Here is a 19,653-nt window from a genome sequence, read left to right on the forward strand (position 1 = left end):
AGCAAAACCCGAAGCCGCAGACACTAACCGCTTAACCTGCAGAAACAGGATCACGCAGAGATCAACTCATACACCACTCCGCTGGACGTGACCACGGGTGGGCCGTCGAACATTCCCGCTCTCGCACATGCTGGACGAGCACGGGCCATCAGCGGTCAGCCCGGTAGGTGCCTTCACCAGCTCCAAGACCTGCGCAGAGGTGGGTCACTTCTTCGCGCAGGTGGTGCCGTTGAGGGTGAAGGTGGCCGGTACGGCGTTGGTGCCGGTGTAGGTGGCCTGGAAGCCGAAGCTCGCCGTGCCGCCGTTCGCGCCGATCGTGCCGTTCCAGTCCGCGTTCTTCACCGTGACCTGGGCTCCGGACTGCGTGGTGACGCCGTTCCAGGTGTTCGTGATCTTCTGGGTGCCGGTGAAGGCGAACGCCAGGGTCCAGCCGTTGATCGCCGCGCTCCCGCCGTTGGTGAGGGTCACGTCGGCGGTGAACCCGCTCCCCCAGTCGTTGAGCTTGTAGACCACCGAGCAACCACCGGGCGAGACGGTCGGCGTGGGAGTGGGGGTGGGGGTCCGTGTCGGAGTGGGCGTGGGCGTCGGGGTCGGGGTGGGCGAAGGGGAGGTGGAGCCGCCGCTCTTGGCCGTCATCCGGGCCGAGTGCGCGCGGAACACCGCCAGCGCCGGGTCGCCGCTCTTCACGCTGTGCGGGTCGCCCCCGGCGTTCTTGTCCGGATACCACCAGAAGGCCGAGCCGTCCCCGTCCCTGGCCTCGAAGTCGGCGTAGAGCGCGTTCCACCAGGTCACCCGGTCGGCGTTGCCCTCGGTGTTGAACTCCCCCAGGAAGAACGGCTTGCCGACCACGTCGTGCGAGTCGGAGATCCACCGGCCGATCAGGGTCTTGGTCTGGTCGAGGGTCAGGTTGGCCCAGCTCGCGTTCGGATAGGGGTGCGCGGAGGTGAAGTCGACGTACGGCGACTGGTGGATGTAGACGAACGGGTTGCCCTCGTCGCCGCCGAAGCCGTATCTCGACTCGTGCCCTTCCAGCCCGGTGCCGACCATGTGGTTGGAGTCGATGCCCTTGACGTAGGAGGCCATCTCGTCGACCCACTTGCGCAGGGTGGCGCCGCTCTTGTTCTCGTCGGCGCTGACGTCCTGGTAGCGCGGCTCGTTCATGAGCTCCCAGGCGAAGATGCCCGGCTCGTCCTTGTACTTCACGCCGCTGTAGTGGTTGGTCCGGTTGAGCGCGTAGTTGACATAGTTCTTGTACTGGGTGAAGCAGCCCGGGCACTTGGCCTTGTCGAAGAAGACGGCCCGGCCGGGGTGCCCGCCGTTCAGTCCCTCCCACTTGAGCCGGGTGTCGATGCCGCCGTAGGCCTCCCAGTAGTTCTCGAACACCGGGATGAGGCGGATGTCGTGCGCCTTGGCCGACTGGATGACGTAGTCGAAGAGCGCGAACTGCTGGTCGTTGTAGACGCCCTTGGCGGTCTCGAACCCGTGCCAGCTCTCGTGGCTGAACATCCACAGCCGCAGCACGCTCACCTTGTCGGCCTGCAACTCGGCCATGTGGGCGTCTATGCGCGCCTTGTCCATGTACTGCGTCTCGGTGTCCCCGTAGCTGCCGCCGTAGGTGAACACGTCGTAGGTGTTCGTCCCGGCGAAGTAGTACGGCTTGCCGTTGAGGCAGAAGTGGACGCCGCAGCGCTGCACGAACCCCGAGATCGCCGCGTTGGCGCCGGAGAGGGTGAGCGTGACGGTGCCGGCGGCGATGGCCAGCACCAGTGACAGCAGCAGATATACCGGTCGGATCCGTCGTCTCATGATGTTCCTTGCCACGGCGGCGAGTGGGAGCGCTCCCATAAAGATCACGCCCTTCGCCCCACCGCAACCGCAGGCGCCACGACCCCGTCGGACCACCGGCCCCACCTGCGCACGGCCGGACGGAGCCCGCTGGAACCCGTGAAACGTTCACCACGGAAACCGGCGGGCGCCGCCCGGCGGCGGGTTCAGGACGCCGCTGTCACTCTGCCCGCCTGGATGACCGTGCGGCGCTCGGGGCCCGCCCACAGGACCGACGGGTCGCCGAACGGGTCGCCGTCCAGGATCACCAGGTCCGCGACGGCGCCCGGCTCGATGCGGCCGAGGTCCGGGCGGCCGATGAGGTCGGCGTTCACGGACGTGGCCGACCGCAGCGCCTCCAGGGCGCCCTCGACCTCGACCTGGAGCCGGAGCCCGTTGAGCTGCTCGTCGTCGAGCGCGCCCATGAGGTCGGTGCCGAAGCCGATGCGCACCCCCTCGGCCCTCGCGATCTCGACCGCCCGGCGCCCGGACTCCAGCACCTCGGCGTTCTTGGCCCGGGGGATCGGGCCCAGCCCGAGGTCCGCACCTCGCCTGTCCATCGCGTCGTACGTCGCGAGGGTGGGCACCAGGAAGGCGCCGTGCCCGGCCATCAGCTTCGCGGCCGGCCGGTCGAGGAGGTTGCCGTGCTCGATCGAGCGCACGCCGTTCTCGACCGAGTGCGCGATCGCCTCGGGCGAGTAGGCGTGGGCCGCCACGTAACTGCCCCGGCGCGACGCCTCCCCGGTGACCGCGCGAACCTCCTCGGGCGAGTACTGCGGAACCCGGATCGGGTCGGTCAGCGAGACCACCCCGCCAGAAGTCATGATCTTGATGGCGTGGGCGCCCCGCCGGAAGCGGTCGCGTACGGCCCGGCGCAGCGGGTCCACGCCGTCCACGATCTCTCCGGTGTGGCTCCCGCAGGCACACAGGTCCTGGTCACCCGGGCGGGGATCGCCGTGCCCGCCGGTCTGGGTCAGGGCCGGCCCCGTGTACAGGTAGCGGGGCGAACGGATCAGGCCCTGGGCGATGGCCTTCGCCAGTCCAGGGTCCCCTCCGGCGACGTCTCGCACGGTCGTGAACCCCCGGCCGAGCGCGGCGCCGAGCCTGCGGGCCCCGGCCAGCGCGAGGTAGCTCAGCGGGGCCGACTCGATCTCCAGCAGGCTCAGTGAGACGCCGTAGGCGTGGAAGTGGGCGTCGATGAGACCGGGGATGACCGTGCCACCCCGCGCGTCGACCACCCGCTGCGCGGCCGGCGCGGCGCCGCCGACCTGGACGACGATGCCGCCGGAGATGTGCACAGGGCCGTCCGAGAGCTCGGCCGACCGGCCGTCGAAGACGGCGGCGTTGACGATGGTCAGGTCTCCCGCGAGCGAGGAACCCATTTCAGCACCCCTTTCCGGCGGCGCCACGAGGGCTCGCCGCGACGATTTGGATCATACGGTCGCCCCGCCCCGGAGCCCCGCGGTCGCGTCGAGGTCGACCTGGAAGGTGTCCGGATCCACCACGACACCGTAGTCGCGGGCGGCCGCGGCCGCGGTCACGAAGCCGTTGCGCACGTCCTTGGCGACCCGCTCCGGCTCGCGCTCGAACGGGTCACCGTACCCGCCGCCACCGCCGGTGTTGTTGACCAGCACGTCACCGGCCGCCAGGCGGTTGTAGCTGCCGCCCTGCGTCACCTCGCGGTCGGTGCCGGGGTTGAGCACGATGTGGTTGTTCTCCCCCGGCCGCCCGTCCCCGATCGGCCACGGCTTGGTCCTGGTCTTGTAGACCAGGCAGATGCCGGTGGACGGCGCGGTGAACCGGTACGTCCGCCCGACGCCGACGCCGCCGCGGTGCCGGCCCGCGCCTCCGGTGTCCGGCCGGTAGCCGTAGGACTCGATGAACATCGGCGACTTGGTCTCGAGGATCTCGACGGGGTTGTTGCGGCATCCGGGCTCGGACAGGTGCATGATCCCGTCCTCGCCGTCGCCCCGGGCGTGCCCGCCGAACCCGACCGCCTCGTTGGTCGCCTCCAGCCATGCCTCGCCGTTGCGGGGGTTGACCCCGAGGCCCATCATCGAGCTGACGTCGCCACCGGAGCATGCGGGCACCCGGTCCGGCATGCCCTGCGCGAGCGCCTTCAGCACGACCTCGCCGCCGAGCAGCCCGGTCCACAGGGTGAAGGTCGGCATGGGCGGCACCGCGTGCATCACGGATCCGGGTTCGGTGACGACGCGCATCGGCCGGAAGTTCCCGGCCACCACCGAGGTGTCGGGGGTCGTCAGCGCCTTGAAGATGAGGCTGCAGAAGGCCTCGGTCTGGCCCACGGGAAGGTTGACGGGCCCCCTCACGTCACGGTCGCTGCCGGTCCAGTCGATGACCATCTCGTCGTCGGTGATCGTGACCGTGACCTGCATCTTGATCAGGCGGTCGAGGTCGACACCGTCGTTGTCGACGAAGTCGTGGGCGGTCCAGGTTCCCTTGGGGAGCTTGGCCAGGGCCAGACGGGCGAGCTTCTCACCGTGGTCGTTGATCGCGTCCATCGCGCCGAGGAGGGTCTCGGCGCCGTACTTGGCCGCGATCTCCTGGGTGCGGCGGACGCCGGTGACGCAGGCGGAGACCTGCGCCTGGATGTCGCCGATGGTCCGCTCCGGCATCCGGCTGTTGAAGCGGATGATGTTGAAGATGTCGTCGTTCTGGACCCCGCCCCGGTAGAGCTTGGTGGCCGGGAAGAAGAGCCCCTCCTGCGACATGTCCGTGGAGTCCAGGACGTATCCCGGGTCCTTCTGCTTCAGGTCGAGCACGTGGATCCGGCAGGAGGCGAAGCCGATGAGCTCGTCCTGGTGATGGATGGGGGCGAAGACCAGCGGGTCCAGCGTGTGGGCGGAGGACCAGTACGGGTAGTTGAGGATGACGACGTCGCCGGGCAGCAGGCCGTCCTCGCCGAGGAACTCCACGGCCTTCTTGATGCCGTGGTCGTTCCCCCGGGTGAACACCGCGATGCCGGGCGCGTCCGCGACGACGTCCCCCTTGGCGTCGTGGATGCCGATGCCGTAGTCGTGGATCTCGTACACCACGGTGTTGTACGCCGTGCGGCACAGGTTGCGGGCCATCTCCTCCGCCGCGGCGAGCAGCCCGTGCCGGATGATCTCTGTGGTGATGGAGTCGTTCATCGGTTGAACTCCTTGGTTCCGGAGGCGACGGTTCCCGGGGCGACGGTTCCCGGGGCGACGGAGATGACCAGTTCGCCGTACGGCCCGACCTTGAGGCCGTCCCCTGCGTGGATGACGGAGGTGGCCGTGTGCTCGGCGATCACCGCGGGGCCCTCGATGGCGTCGCCGGCCAGCAGCGACTCGCGGGTGTAGAGGGCGTAGCCGGCGGCCGGCCGGTCCGCCGACAGGTGGACGGCGCGGGTGCCCTCGGCCGAAAGCGAGCCGGACTCCCGCCGCGCCACCAGTGGCAGCGCGGGTTTGTCCACCGATCCCGTGGCCCGAAGGCGAAGCGTCGTGACCTCGACCGGGTCGCCCATCGTGTGCCCGTACTGCCGCTCGTGCAGCCTGGCGAAGCTCTCCGCGACCCGGGTGACCATGTCGTCGGCGCTCGCGGGGAAGGCCACGGTCACCGAGTGCTCCTGGCCCGCGTACCGGACGTCCAGCGACCGGGCGAGGGTCACGCTCCGCTCGTCGAACCCCTCGCCCGCCAGTTGCGCCAGGGCCTCGCGTTCCATCTCACCGTAGGAGGCCTCCACGGCCGAGGGGTCCAGCCCGTCCAGCGGCGATACCGAGGTGCGGGCGAAGTCGTGCTGCACGTCGGCCATCAGCATCCCGAAGGCGGAGAAGGCGCCCTGGCCCGGCGGGACGATGACGGTGGGAATGCCCAGCTCGCGCGCCACCTCGACGGCCACCAGCCCTCCGCCGCCGCCGAAGGACAGCAGGGCGAAGTCCTTCGGGTCACGGCCCAGCTCGACGGTGATCGCCCGCACCGCGCCCATGATCTTGGTGTTGGAGATGCGGACGATGCCCCGGGCGAGCGCCTTGACGGTCATGCCCAGCTCGCCGGCGATCGGCTGGAGCGCCTTGTCGGCCAGGGCGGCGTCCAGGGTGAGCTTGCCGCCCAGCGGCGTGCCGCCGCCGAGGTAGCCCAGTGCCAGGGCGGCGTCGGTGAAGGTGGGCGCCATACCGCCCCGGCCGTAGCACGCCGGCCCGGGCACGGCGCCCGCGCTCTGCGGCCCGACCTGCAGCGCGCCGGCCTCGTCCAGCCACGCGATCGAGCCGCCGCCCGCGCCGATGGTGTGGATGTACAGCGACGGGGTGTTGATGGGCATCTGCTCGAACTCGGCCCCCTGGTACAGGACGGGCTCGTAGTCGAGGATCAAGGACGCGTCGAGGCTGGTCCCGCCCATGTCGATCGTGATCAGATTCGGCCGGTCCAGGATCTTCGACAGGGCCGCCGCGCCGATGACGCCGCCGGCCGGGCCGGACAGGATCAGGCTCACCGGCTGCTCCCGCGCCGAGCTCGCGGTCATCGCCCCGCCGCCTGAGCGCGTCATGAGGAAGCGCCCGCCGAACCCGCCCGAGGCGAGCTCTCCCTCCAGCGTGTGCAGGTAGTGGCGCACGATGGGCTTGACGTAGGCGTCCAGGACGGCGGTGCTGGTGCGCTCGTACTCCCGGTACTCGCGCGACAGTTCGTGCGACAGCGTGACCGCCACGCCGGGCGCGACCTCGGCGAGCATCTCCCGCATCCGCAGCTCGTGGCCGGGGTTGGCGTAGGAGTGCAGGAAGGCGACGGCCACCGACTGGTACCCGCGCGCGGCGACGACGGCCGCCACGCGGCGCGCGTCGTCGACGTCGAAGGGGGTGTGCACGGTGCCGTCGAAGCGGCTCCGCTCGGTCACCTCGAAGGTGTCGTGACGTTCGAGGAGCGCCGGGGGCTTGCGGTAGGTGATGTCGTAGTTGGTCCTGCGGTCGGTGCGCCCGAGAAGGTAGACGTCGCGGAAGCCCCTGGTGCCGATCACCGCGGTACGCGCGCCGGTGCGCGTCAGCAGCGCGTTCAGCCCGAGGGTCGTCCCATGGGTGAACATCCCGATGTCCGTCATGGGCGCCCGTGCCACTCCGAAGGCGCTCATCACGCCCTTCGTCGGCGCTTCGGGCGTCGTGGGCACCTTGTCGAAGCGGAGTTCACCCGTTTCGGGGATCAGCTCGACGACATCGGTGAACGTCCCTCCGACGTCGATCGCCAGCCTGCTCGCCTTGTCCATCATTGGCTTCCTTCCTGTCCGGGACGCCCGTGTCCGGCGCGGTCTCGGCGGGCCTCGGGATGACCTGCGAGGTTTCCCGGGTGTCCTGGGCCGCGGTGGCCGCGAACGACCACGCACAGCCTGACTTCGCCTGTTCAGGTGGGGTGCGGCGCGCCCCACAGCGGCGGCGTCCCGCACTGTGCGGGACGCCCAGGGGAGGGCTGGACCGGTTTCTACAGTTTCTGCCACGTCGTCGGGCATCGACGGGCGGCCACCGTCCAATCCGTTCGGAGGAACACATGATCCGCAGTGTTCTCTACCTCAGACCGCTCCCCGGCAAGGAGGGCGACCTGGAGGAGTTCTACGCCCGCCACGGTGTGCTCAACCGGGCGCTGTCCCTGCCGGGCTGTCACGGGGCCGCGTTGCATCGCCCCGCCGAGCCGGGCGGGCCGTACCTGGTCACCGCTACGTGGACCGGCGAGTCCGACTACCAGCAGTGGCTCGGCGACCCCTGGCGCCAGCGGATCACCGGAGAGCTGGGCGACCTGCTCGACGGCGGCCCCCGCGCCGACCAGGGCGGCGGGCTCTACACGATCGTGGCGGCGGCCGGCGACGAGACCGGTGACGAGGAAGCGGCTCAATGAGAAGCGGGATGCACATGCACATCAAGAAAAAGGGACTCGCCCTCGGTGTCGTGGCCGGGGTGCTCGCGCTGAGCACCGCCTGCGTCGCGCCGGAATCGGACACCACGGCGACGGGCACGGCTTCCGCGGACTCATCGGCCGCTTCGAACGCCGGGCACAAGCGCATCGCCTTCTTCGGGTTCGCGCGTGCCAACTCGTTCGCCGCGGCCACCTGGGCGGGCATCGAGGAGTACGCCAAGGCCAACGACGCGGAGGCCGAGTTCTTCGACCCCAACTTCGACGCCCAGGCCCAGGTGCAGCAGATCCAGGACGCGGTGACGTCCAAGCGCTTCGACGTGTTCGTCGTGCAGGCCAACGACGGCGCGGCCGTGGTGCCCGCGGTCAAGCAGGCGGTGGCGGCCGGGATCACCGTGGTGGCCGAGTTCACCCCGGTGGGCACCCGCTATGACACCGCCGAGTCGCAGGTGCCCGGCGTGATCACGCTACTGGACGTTCCGGTGGACAACGGCCGCAAGCTGGGCGAGCTCGGCGTGGCCGCCTGCGAGAGCAAGAAGCTCGACCCGTGCGAGGTCGCGTACCTGGAGGGCTTCAAGTCGCTCCCGCTGGACAACGCGCGCACCGACGCCGCCGTCAAGGCCCTGGAGGCCGCAGCCGGCGTGAAGCTGGTCGCCCGGGTCGAGGGCGGCTACACCAAGGAGAGCGGACGCAAGGCGACGCAGGACGTGCTCCAGTCGCACCCGGGCGTCGACGTCGTCATCGGCTCCTCCCAGGCCGTCGCGGGCGCCGAGGCCGTACTCAAGGGCAAGGATGTGCTGCTGATCGGCAACGGCGGCTCCCGCCAGGCGGTGCGGGCCGTGCAGGACGGCCGCTGGTTCGCGACCTACTACCTGCCGGAGAAGTCCGCCGGCGCCAAGGCCGCCGAGCTCGGTCTCGCCAAGGCGCGCGGCCAGGAAGTGACGACGACCAACAGCTCGACCGACCTGGCCCCCGGTGAGGGCAAGGGCACCAAGGACGTGCTCGCCGGCGTCCAGGGCGAGTACGACGAATAGCAGGAGCGGCACGGAAGGGGGTCACCCGATGTCCCAGCCGGTCAGGATCGACCTGGAAGGGTTCGGCAAGGCTTACGGCGGCGTGCCCGTGCTGCGCGATGTGTCGTTCACCCTGTACGGGGGACGGGTGCACGGGCTGCTCGGCGAGAACGGCGCCGGCAAGTCGACGTTGCTCAAGGCGGTGTGCGGAGCGGTGGCTCCGGACACCGGGCGCATCTTGCTGGACGGCGAGCCGATCTCGGTCGGCTCCCCCCGGGACGCGCTGCGGCACGGGTTCGCGCTCATCTCCCAGGAGCTCGCCCTGGTGCCGGCCATGACCGTTCTGGACAACGTCCACCTCGGCCGGTGGCGCAACCGGCTCGGCTGGCGGACCGGCCGCGAGGACGGCAGGACGCTGGCCCGGCTGATCGAGCGCACCGGGTTCGATCTCGACCCCTCGGCCCTGGTGCGTGACCTGCCGCTCGCCGCGCAGCAACAGGTGGAGATCCTCCGGGCGCTGGCGTCCGGAGCATCGGTGATCGGCATGGACGAGCCCACGGCGCTGCTCACCCAGACCGAGACCGACCGGCTGATGGCCGTCATCAGGCAGCTCGCGGCCGACGGCACCGCCGTGGTGCTGATCTCGCACTTCCTGGAGGAGGTGCTGTCGGTCTGCGACGACGTCACCGTGCTGCGCGACGGCCGCCATGTGGTCACCGGACCGGCCGCCTCGCAGACGCCCGGCAGCCTGGTGCGGCACATGGTCGGCCGGCCGCTCGAACTGTTCTACCCCGAGCCGGCCCCGGTGAAGGACGCCGCCCCGGTGGTGCTCAGCGTCCGCGACCTGCGACGCGGCACGGCGGTGCGCGGCGTGTCGATGGAGATAAGGGCCGGGGAGATCGTGGGGGTGGCGGGGCTGGTCGGCAGCGGCAGGTCGGAGACGCTGCGCGCGATCTTCGGCGCCGACCCGCGCGACGGCGGCGCCGTCGAGGTGGACGGCGACCCGGTGCCTCCCGGCTCGCCGTCGCGGGCCATGCGCGCCGGCCTGGCGATGGTCCCGGAGTCCCGCAAGGAGCAGGGGCTGGTGCTGGACCGCTCGGTCCGCGAGAACATCGCGCTGGCCAGCCTGAGCTCCAGGCAGCTCGCCGGTTTCGTCAGGGGCGGGTCCGAGAGGCCGGCGGCCGGGTCCATGCTCCGCGACCTGGACGTGCGGGGCTCGGACCTCGGCGGGCCCGTCTGGACGCTGTCGGGCGGCAACCAGCAGAAGGTGCTCTTCGGCAAGTGGCTGCTGGAGAAGCCCGCGGTGCTGCTGGTGGACGAGCCGACCCGCGGCGTGGACGTGGCTGCCAAGAGCCAGATCCACCGGCTCCTCGTCGACCTCGCCGCCGGGGGCATGGCGGTCCTCATGGTGTCCTCGGAGGTCGAGGAGGTCATGGGGCTGTCACACCGGGTGCTGGTGATGCGGCACGGCCGGCTCGTCGCCGAGTTCGCCCGGGGCGAGGCGACCCGTGAGCAGGTGCTCTCGATGGCTTTCGCCGACGACCTCCCCACCGGAGCCGCCCCCGGGCCGACCCGCTCAGCTGACCCGACGAACTACCCAGAATCAAGCCGTAACAGCACGGAGGAGCACGAATGACCACCATGGCTGACACGGAGGCCCCGCCCGAGGCGGCCGCACGGGCCACGGCCAGCAGGTTCACCAGGCTGCACGACTTCGGCATCGTGCTGACCGTGGTGGTGATCGTGGTCGCGCTGTCGCTGACCACCCAGACCTTCATGACCACCGGCAACCTGGTCAACCTGCTCGACCAGGCGGCGGTGATCGGGCTGCTGGCCTGCGCCGCCACCCTCGTCATCATCTCGGGTGCCTTCGACCTGTCGATCACCGCCGTGCTCGCCGTCGCGGCGATCGTCGCCGTGGTGGTCACCACGCATGCCGGGGTGCCGGCGGGCATGGCCGCCGGGGTGCTGACCGGCGGCGTGCTCGGCGCGATCAACGGCCTGGTCGTGATCTCCGTCAAGGTCCACTCGTTCATCGCCACGCTCGCCCTCAGCATCATGTACCGGGGGCTGGCCGTGATCCTGACGGCCGGCGCCATCGTGTACCCGCAGGAGAGCAGGCTCGCGTCCTTCCAGGCGCTCGGCTGGCCGACCGTGCTCGGCGGGATCACCGCGGCCTCGCTGTTGTTCCTGCTGGTCGCGGCGGTCTGCTGGGTGGTGCTCGCGCGCACCACCTTCGGCCGGCGCATCTACGCCGTCGGCGGCAACGAGGAGGCCGCGCGCCTGTCCGGCATCCGGGTCGGCGCGGTGCGGGTGGCGGTCTTCGCGATCAGTGGCGTGTGCGCGGCGCTGGCGGGACTCATCCTGGCCTCCCGCGGCGGGTCGGCGCAGGCGGGCATGGCCACGGGCATGGAGCTCACCGCGATCGCGGCGGCGGTGGTTGGCGGCACCAGCGTGCTCGGCGGCGAGGGCGCGATCTGGCGCGGGCTGATCGGCGTGCTCCTCATCACCTTGATCGGCAACGGATTCAACCTGCTGGGCTGGGATACCATATATCAGCAGGTCGTGCAGGGTGCGCTGATCCTCGGAGCGGTCAGCTTCGACCGGCTGCTGCGAGGCCGAAGGAGTTAGGTGGCTGGCGCGCGCATCGGGGTCCGGCTGGGTGCCGGCCAAGCTCGGGCCGCTCTTGTCGGCGCCGGTGACATCCGCCACGCCGCGTGCGGCTCCGGCGACGACCGCACGCTCTCGCGCATGCTCCGTGGCCTCGCAGAGGGCACGCCGGTCCGGTCGGTGACCTGGGACGTCTCCGCCGAGCTCGACCCGGCCACCGCCGGTTCGCCGGTGGCGTCCCTGCGGGTCATGCCGCGCCCGCCGGTCGGCAGCGGGCATCCCTCTCCCCTGCTCCTGGCATTGGCCGGGCACCGGGCCGCGGTGGTCGGAGGGCACGACCTGTTCGGGGTCGAGCTCGCCACGCTGGACATCTACGAGGTGCTCCGCACCGCGGCGGCGGCGCGGGCGGAGGGGATGAGCGCGCTGGCGCTGACGGCCACGGGGGCTCTCGGATGCCCCGACCACGAGCTCGCCGCGGCCGAGCTGGTCCGTGAGGCCTTTCCCCAGCTCAGGGTCTCGCTCTCGCACCAGGTCGGAGGCCTTGGCCTGCTGGAGCGCGAGGCCGCGACGGTGATCAACGCCGCGCTGCTGAGCCGCGCCGAGCAGGTGGTCGAGCGCTGCGTCGTGATCTCGGGCCGGCTCGGAGGCTCGACGTCGGCCTGGTTCGTGGCCGGGGACGGCGGCAGGATCTCCGCCGAGCGGCTGCGGCTGCTGCCGGTGCTGGGGCTGTCGGCCACCGGCGCCGCCGCCCTGACCGGCGCCGCGCGGCTGGCCGGAGTGGACGACGCGGTCGTGGGGCTGGCCGGGCCCGACGGGCTCGCCGTGGGCCACGTCCGCGACGGCCTCCCGGACGTGGCGACCGACCGGCCCGGTCCGGGTGGGGTGCGGATGGCCGTTCCCCAGGCGTCGCTGACCCCGATCCGCGGCTCGCACACGGCCACGGCGTCGGCCTTCGCCCTGCTGGCCGAGCACGACCAGCACACCGCGGTCATCGCCGTCGCCGATACGGGCCCGGACGGGGACCCCCGCGACGGGGACGCCACCGACCGGGCGCGGGCCGCCGCGGCCCGGCTGCCGTCGGCGTCGGTGCTGGTGGAGCCGTCGGCCGAGCTGGCCGCCATCGGCGCGGCGGGCACGGAGCCGAGCGCCTGGCTCGACACTGTACTGTACGCCGAGACCTCCGAGGTGCTGGCCCGCAAGCAGGCCGCCGCGGAGCAGCGGGCGCTCACCCTGGTGGCCGAGAGCGGCGCGCGGCTCGGCAGCGAGCGCGTGGTCAGCTCCCGCGCCATGTCGCTGTCGTTCCTGCGCAGCGGCTCCTACCGGCTGGTGGTACGCGCGGGCGGCCGGGCGGAGGACGACGCGTGACCGGCCGCTCCATCACCGTGGCGGACGTCCCGGCCCTGCTGGCGGGGGCGGAGTTCTTCTCGGCCAGCGCCGCGGGCGAGGGCATCGAGTTCGCGGGCTTCTGGCTGGAGGACATCCTCGCGCGGACGGGGCCCGTGGAGCTGGTCACGGCCGGCGAGCTCGACCCGGGCACGCCGTGCGCGGCGGTCGGCGCGATGGGCTCGACCGTCGCCATGGCCGAGCTGCCGCCCTCCGGGGAGGAACCCGTGGCCCTGGCACGCAGCCTGGCCGGGCGGTTCGGCGCCCCGCTGGGCGCCATCATGCCGCTCAACGCGGCCAGCGTGAACGCGCTGCACCCGGTGGCCGCCGCCGCGGTGCTCGGCCTGCCGCTGATCGACTGCGACGGCATGGGCCGGGTGTTCCCGCTGATCCACCAGACCACCTACGAGCTGGCGGGCCTCTCGCTCAGCCCGCTCGCGGTCGTCAGCGCCGGCAACGACTCGCTGCTGCTGGACACCGGCTCGGCCCGCGCCGAGCGGATCGCCAGGTCGATCGCCCAGGCCGCCGGCGGGTGGCTGCTGTGCGGGATGTACCCCACGCAGGTGGGACGGTTGCACGAGGCCGCCATCCACGGCTCGGTGAGCCGCACGCTGGAGGTCGGCCGGCTGCTGCGCGAGCACACCTCCGACGGCAGGACGGCGCGGGAGTCCGCCGGTGGCGGCGGCTCCGCACCGCCCCGGTACGGGCGCCCCGGCGACGGCGGGTGGCCGGCGAGCGGCACCGCGCCGCACGAACGCCTGCTCCGTGACCTCGCGGCGGCGACCGGCGCGACGGTCCTGGGCGGCGGCCGGGTGGTGGAGCTCGGCCCTTCTGTGCGGCAGGCCGGAACCGTCTATCCGGGCAACCCGATGAGCATGGTGGTCCACGACCACGACAGCGGCCGCCTGATCCGGCTGGAGGCGCACAACGAGCTGGTGCTCGCCCTCGCCGACGGCGCGCTCACCGCGGCCGTTCCCGACCTGCTCTGCCTGCTCGACCGGGGCACGCTGCGGATGACCGGGCCGGAACGGCTCACCGTCGGTGACCAGGTGGACGTGCTGTGCGTGCCGGCCGCGCCCGTATGGCACACCGTCCACGGGCTCGGCCTCGGCGGGCCGGGAGCCTTCGGCTTCCCTCTGCGCCACCCGCGCCAGGAGGGCCGATGAAGCGCGCCGGACGCCCCGCCGAGCAGCTGACCGTGGACGAGCTGGTCAGGTACGGGCCGCTCGGCCACGCCCAGATGCTGGTCGGGGAGAACCTCGCCCGGCCGGTGTCACGGGTGGCGCTCATCTCCGATCTCGACCAGGTCCGCCACTGCGGGCCCGGTACCGCCGTGGTCCTCTCCGGCGGGCTGGCGCAGGGGGCGTGGGCGGTCGAGTCGGCGCTGCGCCTGGCCTGGGAGCGCAGTGCCGCCTGCCTGGTCAGCCCCGCCGTCGTCGGGCTGGACCAGGCCACCGCCCAGCTCGCCCGGCGGATGCGGCTGCCGGTGTTCGTCGTGAACGGGGACACCGCCGCCTGCGCCCTGGACCTGGCCGCGGCCATCGCCAGCCCCGAGGCCGCCCGCGCCCGCCTCGCGGCGCGCTGCGCGGAGCTGTTCGCCGAACGGAGCAACGCCCGGGGCATCGTCGGAGTGATCAACTCGGAGGTTCCCGGCGTGACGGCCGCGCTGGTGGCTCCGGACGGTCACGTGCTCGCCGGCCAGGCGTCCGCCGACCGGGCCGAGCACCGCGTCCAGGTGGACGTGCCGGGCCCGGACGGGCGTCGCTGGGCCGAGCTGGTCGCCGCCACGGCCGGCCCTTCCTCTCCCACCTGGGCCGAAACCGTGCTCCTCATCCTGCGCCTGGCCCGCGGGCCGCTGGCCGCCTCGGTCGCCAGAGAGCGGGTCGACGCGGTGCACGATGCCGAGCGAGGCCGGGCGGCTCTCCGTGCCCTCTTCGCCTCGGCCGGACGTGATCCCGCACCGACGGCGCAGGAGGAGCCGGGCACCCGTGACCGGGAACGGACCGTCCCGGGGGAGGCGCTCGGATGGCGCGTCGGCGGGCGGCACGTCGCGGTCTTCCTGCGGTCGAGCACCCCGCTGGACACCGCCGCCACCGGTCCCGGCGTGATCTCGGCCTGGCAGGAGGTCATCGACGACCTGCCTCTGGTGCCGTGGGACGCCGGCTGGGCCAGCTGGTGGACCGGCGAGGAGATCGAGGTGGAGCAGGTGGCGTCGGCGCTGCGGCGGCACCTCGCCCGGATGCGCTCGCCGATCCCGCTGAGCGCGGGCGTGGGCCGCGTCGCCGAAGGGGCCGAAGGGCTGCGGGAGTCGCTGTCGCAGGCGATGCTCGCGGCCGGGGTGACGGTGCGGGACGGCCACGGGACGGTGCGCTCGTTCGACGAGCTGGGCTTCCGGGTGCTGCTCGCCTCGCTGTCACAGACGGAGCTGGTCGGATCCGCCCGGATGGTGCTCGCCGACCTGCTCTCGGCGCCGGACGGGCCGGTGCTGGTGACCACGCTGGCCGCGCTGCTCGACTGCGCGAACTCCACCAGCCAGGCCGCCGCCCGGCTCGGCGTGCACCGCAACACGGTGCTCGGCCGGGTCGAGCGCATCAGGGCGCGCGGCATCGATCCCGATCGCCCCGATCAGCGGCTCGCGCTCCACCTCGCCTGCTACGCGCTGCTGCCCGAGCTGAGCTGAGCCATCCGGACATGCCGTTGAGACCGGTACGGCGGCGCGGGTCAGGCCCCGCGCCGCCGTACCGGGATCGGATGCCGGGCTCAGACGGAGACCGCGTAGAGCTCGGCCGCCCGCGCGGCGGAGACGTGGCCGTCGAGCACGTCGGTCCGTACGGCCTCGGCGTCGCGCTCGGCCGGGTCGCCGAAGCCGCCGCCGCCACCGGTCATGCAGCGGATCACGTCACCGGCGGCCAGGCGCAGGCCGTTGCACTTGAGGATGCGCCGCTCGTCGGGACGGCCGGGGTTGATGACGATCTCCGGCGGGACCGCGTCGTGCCCGCCGAACAGGCCCCACGCCGGGGTCGACGACCGCTCGAACCACAGTGAGACCGTGCAGTCGTGCAGCACCGTGTACTCCCGGAGCACGCCGTTGCCCCCGCGGAAGCGGCCGGAGCCGCCGGAGTCCGGCCGGATCTCGTACCGGCTGATGCGGAACGGGTAGCGGGTCTCGAACACCTCCACCGGGATGTCCTTGAGCGAGCCGTTCACGTTGTTGATCAGGGCGGTCTCGCCGTCCGAGCCGTCCCAGGCGCCCCAGCCACCGAGGGTGGCCTCCAGGCTGACGTAGTCGCGCCTGGTCCGCGGGTCGGTGCCGGCCAGCAGCACGATCATCGAGTCGCCGTGGCTGGCGCCCGCCACCTTGCCCGGCATCGCCGGAGCGAGCGCCTTGGCCACCATGTCGATGAGCAGCCCCAGGTGGGAGAAGTACCACTGGCAGGCGGCCGGGGCCACCGCGCCGAAGACCGATCCCTCCCGCACCTGGACCGTCATCGGGCGGAAGGACCCGCCGTTGCCGGGCACGTCCGGGCTGACGAGCAGCTTGTACCCGACCCGGCAGGCGGACACCGTCTGGGACGTGCCGCAGTTGATCGGCCCCGTGGTCTGGTCGGCCGACTCGGTGACGTCGAAGTCGATGTCCGAACCGCTGACCGTGATCCTGAGCTTGATCGGGATGGTGGTGCCGAGGTCGATGCCGTCGTTGTCGAGGCAACCCTCCGCGGTGTAGACCCCGTCCGGGATGGCCGCGATGACCTCGCGCTCCAGCGCCTCGGTCTGGGCGAAGATCTCGTCGCGGGCGGCGCGCAGCGTTTCGAGGCCGAAGCGCCGGACGATCTCCTCCAGGCGTGCCTGGCCCATCTTGATGGTGGCGATCATCGCGTGCATGTCGCCGCTGGTCTGGTAGGGGAAGCGCACGTTCGTGGCGATCGTGCTCATCACCCCGGGGACGTCGCGGCCTCCCTCGACCAGCTTCTGCGCGCCGAGCCGCAGGCCCTCCTGGTAGATGTTCACCGAGTCCATCGACCCGCCCGGGTCCTTGGAGCCCACGTCGATCCAGTGCGCCCGGGTGGCGGTGAAGCCGACCAGTTCCTCGTCGACGAAGACCGGCCCGAAGATGGTGACGTCGTTGAGGTGGGTGCCGCCGAGATAGCTGTCGTTGAGGATCCACACGTCGCCCGGCTGCCACACCTCGCGGCCGAACTGCTCCTCGGTCGCCTTGGTGCAGGTCTCCAGGTTGCCCAGGAAGATCGGCAGGCCGGCGGACTGGCCCAGCACCTGGTGCCGGTCGTCCAGCAGCGCGACGACGCAGTCGCCGCACTCGTAGATGATCGGGGTGTAGGCCGATCGGATGAGGGTGGCGTTCATGTCGTCGGCGGCGGCGGCGAGCGCGTTGCGGATGATCTCTACCACGACCGGGTCGACGGTCCTGTTGTCGGTCACGATTCCTCCTGTCTCACAGCGTTTCTCACAGCGTGCCGTCCGTGCTGGTCCGGATCACCAGGGAGCCGATGGGGTCCACCGACACCGAGAAGCCGGGGGGCACCACGGTGGTGGCCGTGCCCTCCACGATGATCGCCGGGCCCTCGAACGCGTGCCCGGCCGCCAGGTCCTCACGGCGGATGAGCGGGGTCGAGCGGCTCTGGCCGTCGAACACGACCTCGCGGAGCCGGTGCGGGAACGCCGTCTCCGTGGCCCTCTCCACCTGCTCGGCGGCGCCCCGGCCGAGGTCGCCGAACGCGGTGGTGCGCAGCGTGACGAACTCGATCGGCGCGCCCAGGTTCGCGTGGCCGTAACGGGACTCGTGCTGCTGCCCGAACCGCTTGGCGATGATCTCCACGAAGTCGTCGCGGGCCGGCTCGCTCGCGTCGAGGAGCGGCACGGTCAGGGTGTACTCCTGAGCGGCGTAACGGATGTCGACCGCGTACTCCACCCGGCGGTTCGGCTCGGGCACCCCCTCGTCGGCCAGCGAGCTCAGGGCGGCCTCGGCCATCGCCGCGAGCCTGGCCGCCATGTCGGCGGTGTCCAGGTCGGCGTCGAGGTGGAAGTAGGTGTCCGAGGCGTCCTTGCGGATGTCGGTCTGCAGCATGCCCCACGCGGAGAACGCGCCCGGGAAGCGCGGCACCACGACCTCGCCGATGCCGAGCTCCCTGGCGAGGAAGACCGCGTGCATCGGACCGGCGCCGCCGAAGGCGACCAGGGTGAAGTCGCGCGGTTCGATGCCCCGCGAGACGGTGATGGTCCTGATCGCCTGGGCCATCTTGGCGTTGGCGACGTCGCAGACGCCTTCGGCCATGGCCACGGTGTCCAGGCCGAGGCCCTGTGCCAGGCCTTCCAGAGCGGTACGGGCCGCGCCGGTGTCCAGCGTGAGCGAGCCGCCGGCGAACCACTCCGGGTCGATGCGGCCCAGGACGAGGTTGGCGTCCGTCACGGTCGGCTCGGTGCCGCCGCGGCCGTAGCAGGCGGGGCCGGGGGTCGCGCCCGCCGAGCGGGGGCCCACCCGCAGGCCGCCGGCCTCCAGCCAGGCGACGGAGCCGCCGCCGGCTCCGATGGTGTGGATGTTCACCACGCTCATCAGCATCGGGAGGCCCTCGATCTTGGCCTCCGGTGAGATGTCCGGCTGCCCGTCGATGACCAGCGACACGTCGAAGGACGTGCCGCCCATGTCCACGCAGATGAGGTTCGGCCGGCCGATCGCGCGGGCCAGCTCGACCCCGCCCATGGTGCCGCCGACCGGGCCGGACAGCAGCGTCTGCAACGGGCGGCGGCGGGCCGACTCGGCGGTGAGGATGCCCCCGGAGGACTGCATGACGTGCAGCGGTACGGCGAGCCCCCGCTCCGTCAGGTTCGTCTCCAGACGCTCCAGGTAGCGTCGCACCACCGGGCCGGTGTACGCCTCGACGACCGCCGAGGAGGTGCGCTCGTACTCCCGCCACTCCTTCGCGGCCTCGTGCGACAGCGAGATCGTGAGGTCCTCGCCGAGCTCCTCGCTCAGGATCTCGCGGGTGCGCAGCTCGTGCGCCGGATCCAGGTAGCTGAAGAGATAGGCGACCGCGATCGCGCCGAACCCGCCGTCGCGGTAGCGCTGGGCCGCCTGCCGCACGGCCTGCTCGTCCAGAGGTTCGAGCTCCGTGCCGCCGGCGTCGAACCGGCCGCCGACCTCGACGATGTCGCGCAGCGGGACCAGCGGCGCCGGCTTGCGGAAGTGCAGGTCGTACAGCCGGGTGCGCGGGCCGCGCGCGATGTGGTAGGTGTCCCCCGCGCCCTTGGTGGACAGCAGCAGCACCTTCACGCCGCGCCGCTCAAGGAAGGCGTTGAGCCCCTGCGTGGTGCCGTGCACCGTGAACGAGATGTCGCCTGGGGAGTCCACCAGGGACTCCAGCGCTGTCAGCACTCCCTCGGTCAGGTCTTCCGGCGTTGTGGACGATTTGCCCACCTGATAACGGCCGGTGGCTTCGTCGTAGCCGATGACGTCGGTGAATGTGCCGCCGATGTCCATGGAGACCCGGAAACGGCTCATCAAGGAGCTCCTCTCTGCAAGGCGTAGCGGTGACCGTAGCTCCGGCGCGGCCACCCGGGATGTGCACGGCGACCACCACATCGCCGGGTCACCGTGCGAGGCGCCCTGCGAGGGCTTGAGGTCCGGCGGGAAACTGGGCGCGCCGTAACAGGGGAGGTAGGCGATGGACGTCGCGGTCGGACCGGGTCGGGCGGATGTGCCGGAGGTGCGAGGGGTCTTCACCGAGGAGGTGGAGAGCCTTCGCGCGGCCCCCGTCTGAGCCCGCGATCACCGGCCCCCCTTGAGCCCGCGTCACCGGCCCCCCGTGAGCCCGCGTCACCGGCCCCCCTTGAGCCCGCGTCACCGGCCCCCCGTGAGCCCGCGTCACCGGCCCCCCGTGAGCCCGCGGCACCGGCCCCGCCTCGCCGATCACTCGGGGGCGCGACGACGGCAAGC

The 19,653-nt window shown here is 72.0% G+C and carries 13 protein-coding genes; 7 read left to right on the forward strand and 6 right to left on the reverse strand.

Annotated elements, in window-relative coordinates; all coding sequences use genetic code 11:
* Nucleotides 1-204: 204 nt before the first annotated feature.
* From AB0B89_RS24820 to AB0B89_RS24835, 4 genes are all read right to left on the reverse strand, one after another.
* A complete protein-coding gene (locus AB0B89_RS24820) occupies nucleotides 205-1,806 on the reverse strand; it encodes a cellulose binding domain-containing protein (protein WP_358557294.1) in 1,602 nt (533 codons plus the stop codon).
* Nucleotides 1,807-1,991: 185 nt separating this feature from the next.
* Complete coding sequence (locus AB0B89_RS24825; RefSeq protein ID WP_358557296.1) at nucleotides 1,992-3,206, reverse strand: amidohydrolase family protein; 1,215 nt, start codon at nucleotides 3,204-3,206, stop codon at nucleotides 1,992-1,994.
* A gap of 51 nt (nucleotides 3,207-3,257) precedes the next feature.
* Nucleotides 3,258-4,976 carry a hydantoinase B/oxoprolinase family protein gene (locus AB0B89_RS24830; RefSeq protein ID WP_358557299.1) on the reverse strand — a complete coding sequence of 573 codons (1,719 nt, stop codon included), beginning with the start codon at nucleotides 4,974-4,976 and terminating at the stop codon, nucleotides 3,258-3,260.
* Nucleotides 4,973-7,060 carry a hydantoinase/oxoprolinase family protein gene (locus AB0B89_RS24835; RefSeq protein WP_358557302.1) on the reverse strand — a complete coding sequence of 696 codons (2,088 nt, stop codon included), beginning with the start codon at nucleotides 7,058-7,060 and terminating at the stop codon, nucleotides 4,973-4,975. Before AB0B89_RS24835 ends, AB0B89_RS24830 begins: the two co-directional genes overlap by 4 nt.
* 278 nt (nucleotides 7,061-7,338) lie before the next feature.
* On the opposite strand from AB0B89_RS24835, the gene AB0B89_RS24840 reads away from it, so the two are divergent.
* Genes AB0B89_RS24840 through AB0B89_RS24870 form a run of 7 tightly spaced genes read left to right on the forward strand, consistent with a single transcriptional unit; the run spans nucleotide 7,339 to nucleotide 15,384 of the window.
* The gene (locus tag AB0B89_RS24840; RefSeq protein WP_358557305.1) at nucleotides 7,339-7,683 is read left to right on the forward strand and encodes an antibiotic biosynthesis monooxygenase family protein; all 345 of its coding nucleotides are present in this window, start codon (nucleotides 7,339-7,341) and stop codon (nucleotides 7,681-7,683) included.
* Entirely contained in the window at nucleotides 7,680-8,732 is a 1,053-nt protein-coding gene (locus AB0B89_RS24845) for a sugar ABC transporter substrate-binding protein (RefSeq protein WP_358557308.1), read from the forward strand. Before AB0B89_RS24840 ends, AB0B89_RS24845 begins: the two co-directional genes overlap by 4 nt.
* Before the next feature lie 28 nt (nucleotides 8,733-8,760).
* Nucleotides 8,761-10,347, forward strand: a complete 1,587-nt coding sequence (locus AB0B89_RS24850; protein WP_358557311.1) for a sugar ABC transporter ATP-binding protein — start codon at nucleotides 8,761-8,763, stop codon at nucleotides 10,345-10,347.
* Complete coding sequence (locus AB0B89_RS24855; protein ID WP_358557314.1) at nucleotides 10,344-11,342, forward strand: ABC transporter permease; 999 nt, start codon at nucleotides 10,344-10,346, stop codon at nucleotides 11,340-11,342. The genes AB0B89_RS24850 and AB0B89_RS24855 overlap by 4 nt, the downstream gene beginning before the upstream one ends.
* Nucleotides 11,343-12,686 carry a hypothetical protein gene (locus tag AB0B89_RS24860; RefSeq protein WP_358557317.1) on the forward strand — a complete coding sequence of 448 codons (1,344 nt, stop codon included), beginning with the start codon at nucleotides 11,343-11,345 and terminating at the stop codon, nucleotides 12,684-12,686.
* The gene (locus AB0B89_RS24865) at nucleotides 12,683-13,870 is read left to right on the forward strand and encodes a DUF917 domain-containing protein (protein ID WP_358557320.1); all 1,188 of its coding nucleotides are present in this window, start codon (nucleotides 12,683-12,685) and stop codon (nucleotides 13,868-13,870) included. Before AB0B89_RS24860 ends, AB0B89_RS24865 begins: the two co-directional genes overlap by 4 nt.
* Nucleotides 13,867-15,384, forward strand: a complete 1,518-nt coding sequence (locus tag AB0B89_RS24870; protein ID WP_358557322.1) for a helix-turn-helix domain-containing protein — start codon at nucleotides 13,867-13,869, stop codon at nucleotides 15,382-15,384. Before AB0B89_RS24865 ends, AB0B89_RS24870 begins: the two co-directional genes overlap by 4 nt.
* Nucleotides 15,385-15,464: 80 nt before the next feature.
* On the opposite strand, the gene AB0B89_RS24875 is transcribed toward AB0B89_RS24870, so the two are convergent.
* Nucleotides 15,465-17,141 (reverse strand): hydantoinase B/oxoprolinase family protein, encoded by a 1,677-nt coding sequence (locus AB0B89_RS24875; protein ID WP_358557325.1) that lies wholly within the window; start codon nucleotides 17,139-17,141, stop codon nucleotides 15,465-15,467.
* A 25-nt stretch (nucleotides 17,142-17,166) separates the two neighbouring features.
* On the reverse strand, nucleotides 17,167-19,218 hold the full coding sequence (locus AB0B89_RS24880) for a hydantoinase/oxoprolinase family protein (RefSeq protein ID WP_358557327.1): 2,052 nt from the start codon (nucleotides 19,216-19,218) through the stop codon (nucleotides 17,167-17,169).
* Nucleotides 19,219-19,653 lie beyond the last annotated feature (435 nt).

Source organism: Sphaerisporangium sp. NPDC049002 (assembly GCF_040649355.1).
Lineage (GTDB): Bacteria > Actinomycetota > Actinomycetes > Streptosporangiales > Streptosporangiaceae > Sphaerisporangium.